Genomic DNA, 6,926 nt, shown 5'->3' on the forward strand with positions numbered 1-6,926 from the left:
TTAAGATAACTAGCAAGAAAAGAACAGAACGAGGTAAGAACATGTCCACAAAAAGAGAATTAGTTTTAAAAGCTTTCAGAGGGGAAGCGGTTGATCGTGTGCCAGTTGGATTTTGGCATCATTTTACAAGGGAAGATGAATGGTTGAAAGGATTCTCCAATCCAGAAATTATCGAAAAAAACCTGAAGGGTCATAAAAACTTCCTACACAAGGTCAAACCAGACTTTGTCAAACTCATGAGCGATGGCTACTTTGCTTATCCAAACCCAGCCATTCACAAAGGCCTTGAAAACATCTCAGACTTAGCAGGGATTGAACCGCTCGGAGCAGATCATCCATGGATCACAGAACAGGTAGAGCTTGTGAAAAAAATCCGGGCCGGTTTTGAAGAGGACATTGTAGCCATCTACAACATCTTTGCTCCAGTGACCTACTTCAAATGGTTGGTCGGAGAAGTGTCAGGTGGAGATGACTTGATCGCCAACTTTATCGATCAAGATGCAGCCACTCTTAAAAAAGTATTGGATACCATTGGCCAAGATATCGCAAGTTTGAGCCAACGAATCATCAAAGAAGCTGGAGCAGACGGGATCTACCTCAGTGTTCAAAGCATCCAAGATGCGCGTGTCAGTCAGGAAGTTTACAAACAAGTCATCGCGCCGAGTGAACTCCATGTCTTAGAGGCAGCCAATGAAGCTGGTGGCGTAAATATTCTTCATATCTGTGGCTACGAAGGAGCTCGCAATGATATCCATCTCTTCACAGACTATCCAGCCCCAGTCATTAACTGGGCAGTCGGACCAGAAGGCATCAGCCTAGCAGAAGGACGCGAAATCTTCGGTGGACGCACGGTTCTCGGTGGTTTTGAAAATGGCAAAACTGGTCTTCTCTACACAGGAGACAAGGCTGCCATCCAAGCAGAAACCAAACGCATCATCGCAGAGACAGGAACCACAGGCTTGGTCATCGGTGCCGATTGTACCATTCCAAGTGACATTGATGAAGAACGAATCGAATGGGTTCGTGAAGCTGCAGCAGAATAAGGAAAATAGAAAGCGAGAAAAGAGAATATGAGTAAAAAAACATGGATTATTGGTGGGGTGGCTGTTCTTGCCCTTGCAGGTGCAACGATTATTGGTCGAAGCTTGAACCACGCAAACGAAAGTAAAGGATCAACAGGATCTAATAAAGTAACAACCTTGAAAGTGGCCCATACTCAAAACTATGTGCCGTACGATTTCGTTGATGAAAAAGGGGAATCAGATGGCTATGAAGTAGCTGTGCTCAAAGCTATTGACGAAAAACTACCAGACTACAAGTTTGAGTACACTGGAACCAGTGACGACGATCTCTTGATCGGTCTAGAATCTGGTAAATACGATATCGGAACCAAAGGAGCTTGGTATACCGAAGAACGTTCCAAGAAATTTATCATTCCAAAAGAACCAATCGGTGCAAGTATCATTGGATTTACCGTACGGAAAGAAGATGCGGATAAATACAAGAACATCGATGACTTTGCTAAAGAAAAAGGAAAATTGGTTCCAATTTCACCACAAAATGCCCAATGGAATGTTATTAAAGAATACAATGAAAAGCATAAGGACCAACCAATCGAATTAACAGCTGCGGAATCTTTCAAAGTCGCAGATGCCTATGCTTGGGTTCTGGAAGGACGTTACGACGGCTTCTTTGACATCAAACTTTCCTTTGAAAAAGCTGTCACAGATAAAGATGGTTCTTACCACCAATATGCAGACAAACTTAGCTGGTTTGCCTACAAAGGAATTCCAACTTACCCATTGATTCATAAGGATAAGAAAAACGAAAAATTTGCGGAAGCCTACAGCAAGGCCATCAAAGAATTGGAAGAAGATGGGACGCTTGCTAAACTATCCGAAAAATATTTCGGTGAAGATGTCTTCAGTTATGTAGATAAAGAAAAATAAGATGAAACTGGGTGCGTATAGCCCCAGCTTCCTTATTTCTATACAGATACAGAAAGGAAAAGAAACATGGTCTCATACGACATTTCCAAGGTCTGGTCATTTCTTCCAACCTTGGTCCAAGCTCTGCCAGCGACCCTAGCTTTGATGGTGTTAACGACGCTTCTTGGTTCTGCATTTGGCTTGGTTTTGACTTGGGCACAAGTATCAGAAGAGAAGGTGGGAGCAGGTCTGGCAAAAGGCTATGTCTTTACCTTGCGTTGTACCCCTCCAATTGTCTTGCTCTTTTTGGTCTTTTATGGACTGCCCCAATTTTTGAACTGGTGGTTGGGCATCGACATTGACCACTGGTCCAAGTTTGTCTTTGTCCTGATTGCCATGTTTCTTCTCTTTGCGGCAATGATCTCCGAGGTCTTCAAGGCAGCCTATTTGGCCATTCCAAAGGGGCAGATGGAAGCGGGCTTGAGTATTGGCTTGACGCCAGCTCAAACCATTTGGCGGATTGTCCTTCCTCAAGCCTTTCGCGTGGCTCTTCCAAATATGACGACTGCTATCTTGAACCTCATGCGTGATGCCGCTTTGGCTTATACCATTGGCTTTATCGATATCATGGGAGCAGGTAACAACTTGATCAGCCGCAATCTTGGGAATTATTCCCTTGAGACGTATACAGCTGTAGCAGTGATCTACTGGGCAATTGCCCTTGTGATTTCCTTCTCCGCTCAACTCCTTGAAAAACGGCTCAGTGTAACAGAAAGGTAGCTTATGGATTTCAATTTTATTAGTAAAACATTTCTAGCCACCTTGGGTGGTGTTCCAGTGACCCTTCTGATCATGGTCGTATCGATTCTCTTGAGTTTTTTTCCAGCCCTCTTTTTGGCACTCGGCCAGATCTATAAGGTCAAAGGGGTTCGCAGTTTCTCAGTGGTTTACTTAGCTTTTATCCGCGCGACGCCTCCGATTCTCTTGATTCTCTTCTTTTATAGTCTCTTTCCCAGTCTCTTAAATAGCTTTTTTAAGAGCATAGGCAGTCACTTTAATGTCTTTGAGATCAATCCCATTTACTATGCCTTTATCATTTTTAGCTTGATGACAACAGGAAGTCTGGCTGAAATTCTCCGGTCAGCTATTCTGACGGTGGATAAGGGCCAGCTAGAAGCAGCGCAAGCCATTGGTTTGACCAACCGCCAAGCTTATATCCGCATTGTTTTTCCCCAAGCCCTGCGTGCGGCCCTGCCCAATCTGTGTAACCTGGTTATCAACTTGGTCAAAGGAACCTCCCTTGTCTTTGTCATGACCATCAAGGATATCACTGCCATTGCCAAGGTCGAAGCCTCTTATGGCTATCAATATTTTGAATCCTATTTAGTGATTTTTATTCTTTATATTGTCATTTGTGGGGTGATTCAGTGGGGATTCAATCGCTTAGAAAAACGCCTGACGATCGCATAGAAGAAGGAGAAATAAGAAGATGTTAGAAGTAGAACACGTATCGAAAAAATTTAAGGACCACCAAGTCCTGGTAGATGTCAATCTCAAGGTCAACCAAGGGGATGTCGTCGTTATTTTGGGTCCATCTGGATCAGGAAAAACAACCTTCCTTCGCTGCCTTAACCACTTGGAAAAGGCAGATACAGGCCACCTAACCTTAGGTGGAAAAGAATATGACCTCTCAAAACTCAGCAAAAAAGAGATTCTAGAAATCCGGCAAAAGACAGCCTTTGTCTTCCAGCATTATAATCTCTTCGCTAACAAAACAGCGCTCGAAAATATCTTAGAAGGCCTGGTTGTAGCCCGTAAGATTCCAAAAGAAGAGGCTATCCAACGGGCAGAATCAGCCCTTGAAAAAGTTGGTCTTCTTGCTTATAAGGATTACTATCCTTCTCAATTGTCAGGTGGCCAGCAGCAGCGGATCGGAATCGCGCGTGCCATCGCAGTGAAACCAGACGTGATCTTGCTAGACGAGCCAACTTCAGCGCTAGACCCAGAGTTGGTAGGGGATGTACTTGGTGTTATGAAGCAACTGGCCCAAGAAGGAGTGACCATGGTTGTGGTGACGCATGAGATGGGCTTTGCGCGTGATGTGGCCAACCACGTCATCTTTATGGATGGCGGACACATCATCGAAGAAAACGAACCGCATGAATTCTTCAACAGTCCAAAAGAAGAACGAACCAAACAATTCCTTTCACGGATTCTATCCGATGCAACCTACAGTGTCGAATACATGATTTAATAAAAGACACACCTAGTAAGGGTGTGTTTTTTAGTCTGGAAAAAATTTTTAAAAAAATGTAAAAAATTATGTAAAAAAGTGTTGACAAAAAATCCAGTCTACTTTATAATAATTTATGTAAACAAAAAGAGGTTGGGGAAATCTCCAGAGTTTACAGGATCAATAGTGGAAAGGAGATGGTGAAATGCTATTTCCAAAATATAGAAAACTAATTGATAAAAGAAGAAATACAAGATCCTAGCCCTCGAGGCTATTCATTTAAAAGTAAAATAAAATTATGTAAAAAACGTAAAGTAGCCAAATCGGCTACTCATTTTCAAGAATAAATTAAAATTATGTAAACTAGAGGTAACAACTATGAATAACAACTTTAACAATATGGATGATCTTTTCAATCAACTAATGGGAAACATGGGTGGTTTTCGTTCTGAAAGCCGTCGCTATATGATCAACGGTCGTGAAGTGACACCGGAAGAATTCGCTATTTACCGTCAAACTGGACAACTTCCAAATGAAGGAAGCGAGCAAGTGCAACACCAGCAAGGTAAAGGAATGAAACAAGATGGGATCCTTGCGAAGCTCGGCCGCAACTTGACTGAAGAAGCCCGTGAAGGAAAATTGGATCCGGTCATCGGACGCAACAAAGAAATTCAAGAAACAGCTGAAATCTTGTCTCGTCGTACCAAGAATAACCCTGTCCTTGTAGGGGATGCGGGTGTTGGTAAGACAGCTGTTGTAGAAGGATTGGCCCAAGCTATCGTGAACGGTGATGTTCCAGCAGCCATCAAGAACAAAGAAATCATCTCCATCGATATTTCTGGTCTAGAAGCTGGTACACAATACCGTGGTAGCTTCGAAGAAAATATCCAAAATATGATCCAAGAAGTCAAAGCCATGGGCAATGTCATCCTCTTCTTTGACGAAATCCACCAAATCCTTGGTGCTGGTAGCACAGGGGATGGTCAAGGATCAAAAGGTCTTGCGGATATCTTGAAACCAGCTCTTTCACGTGGGGAATTGACCGTGATTGGGGCAACGACTCAAGATGAATACCGCAACACTATCTTGAAAAATGCAGCTCTTGCACGTCGTTTCAACGAAGTCAAGGTCAATGCTCCATCTGCTGAAGATACCTTCAAGATTCTCCAAGGAATCCGTGAATTGTATCAACAACACCACAATGTTGTCTTGCCAGATGAAGTCTTGAAAGCAGCGGTTGATTATTCTGTTCAATACATTCCACAACGTAGCTTGCCGGATAAGGCCATCGACTTGGTCGATGTGACAGCTGCTCACTTGGCAGCACAACACCCAGTGACAGATGTCCATGCTGTGGAACATGAAATTGAAGAAGAAAAAGCGAAACAAGAAGCTGCAGCTGCTAAAGAAGATTACGAAGCAGCCCTTAATGCAAAAATTCGGATCGAAGAATTGGAAAAACAAATTGCAAACCATACAGAAGATCACAAGGTGACTGCAACTGTCAATGACGTAGCAGAGTCTGTCGAACGGATGACTGGTATTCCAGTATCACAAATGGGTGCAACTGATATCGAACGCTTGAAAGATATGGGTCACCGTTTGCAAACCAAAGTTATCGGTCAAGACAAGGCTGTTGAAGCCGTTGCCAAAGCGATCCGTCGGAACCGTGCAGGCTTTGACGAAGGAAACCGCCCAATCGGTAGCTTCCTCTTCGTAGGTCCTACTGGTGTCGGTAAGACTGAGTTGGCTAAACAATTGGCCCTTGATATGTTTGGTACTAAAGATGCCATCATCCGTTTGGACATGTCAGAATACAGCGACCGTACAGCCGTGTCTAAATTGATCGGTACAACTGCCGGTTATGTCGGTTACGACGACAACAACAATACTTTGACAGAACGTGTTCGCCGTAATCCATACTCTATCGTCCTTCTTGACGAAATTGAAAAGGCTGACCCTCAAGTCATCACCCTCCTTCTTCAAGTCTTGGATGATGGTCGTTTGACTGACGGTCAAGGAAACACCGTCAACTTCAAGAATACCGTAATCATCGCTACTTCAAATGCTGGCTTTGGGTACGAAGCCAACTTGACAGAAGATGCGGACAAACCAGAACTCTTGGATCGTTTGAAACCATTCTTCCGTCCTGAATTCTTGAACCGTTTCAACGCTGTCATTGAATTCTCACACTTGAGCAAGGAAGACCTTTCTAAGATTGTTGACTTGATGTTAGTAGAAGTGAACAAAACTCTTGCTAAGAAAGACATCGACTTGACAGTGAGCGATGCGGCCAAAGAATACATGACCGAAGAAGGCTATGATGAAGTCATGGGCGTACGTCCACTCCGTCGGGTGGTTGAACAACAAATCCGTGACAAAGTGACAGACTTCCACTTGGATCACCTCGATGCGAAACACTTATTAGCGGATATGGAAGATGGAGAATTGGTTATTAAAGAGAATACAAACTCAGAAGAATAACTAGGATATCTAGCACCATAACCGAGAGAAAATCAGTTATAAAAAAAAGGCTAAGAAGAAATTCTTAGCCTTTTTTATGTCAACAAAAAAAATATATAATGTATAGTTTTATCGTTTTTTTTCCCAGAAAGTGAAAAATGATAAAAATTAGGTATGTTTTTTCATGAATTGATGCTAAATACAGCATGAAAATGCCTTGGGAAGCGATTCTGTCAATAATTTTGTGTAAACACTCAAGTAAAGTTGCGGAGTGTTAATCAAATAAGCTTTCAAGTGTGTCA

Annotated in this window: 6 protein-coding genes; all 6 read left to right on the top strand. The window is 42.9% G+C overall.

The genetic code is table 11. From position 1 onward, the window contains the following. Nucleotides 1-41: 41 nt before the first annotated feature. Nucleotides 42-1,043, top strand: coding sequence for a uroporphyrinogen decarboxylase family protein (locus tag K1J10_RS06265; RefSeq protein WP_223356255.1), 1,002 nt, complete (start codon nucleotides 42-44; stop codon nucleotides 1,041-1,043). A gap of 27 nt (nucleotides 1,044-1,070) precedes the next feature. Further along, on the top strand, nucleotides 1,071-1,949 hold the full coding sequence (locus K1J10_RS06270; protein WP_223356256.1) for a transporter substrate-binding domain-containing protein: 879 nt from the start codon (nucleotides 1,071-1,073) through the stop codon (nucleotides 1,947-1,949). Between the two features lie 66 nt (nucleotides 1,950-2,015). Continuing rightward, nucleotides 2,016-2,708: an amino acid ABC transporter permease gene (locus tag K1J10_RS06275; protein ID WP_223356258.1), complete on the top strand. Its 693-nt coding sequence runs from the start codon at nucleotides 2,016-2,018 to the stop codon at nucleotides 2,706-2,708. Nucleotides 2,709-2,711: 3 nt separating this feature from the next. Then, nucleotides 2,712-3,398: an amino acid ABC transporter permease gene (locus K1J10_RS06280; protein ID WP_223356260.1), complete on the top strand. Its 687-nt coding sequence runs from the start codon at nucleotides 2,712-2,714 to the stop codon at nucleotides 3,396-3,398. A gap of 19 nt (nucleotides 3,399-3,417) precedes the next feature. Next, nucleotides 3,418-4,182 carry an amino acid ABC transporter ATP-binding protein gene (locus K1J10_RS06285; protein ID WP_223356262.1) on the top strand — a complete coding sequence of 255 codons (765 nt, stop codon included), beginning with the start codon at nucleotides 3,418-3,420 and terminating at the stop codon, nucleotides 4,180-4,182. Between the two features lie 357 nt (nucleotides 4,183-4,539). Next, nucleotides 4,540-6,645 carry an AAA family ATPase gene (locus tag K1J10_RS06290; RefSeq protein WP_223356264.1) on the top strand — a complete coding sequence of 702 codons (2,106 nt, stop codon included), beginning with the start codon at nucleotides 4,540-4,542 and terminating at the stop codon, nucleotides 6,643-6,645. Nucleotides 6,646-6,926: the final 281 nt, after the last annotated feature.

Origin of the sequence: Streptococcus australis (assembly GCF_019930045.1) — a bacterium.
In the GTDB taxonomy this organism is placed as follows: domain Bacteria; phylum Bacillota; class Bacilli; order Lactobacillales; family Streptococcaceae; genus Streptococcus; species Streptococcus australis_D.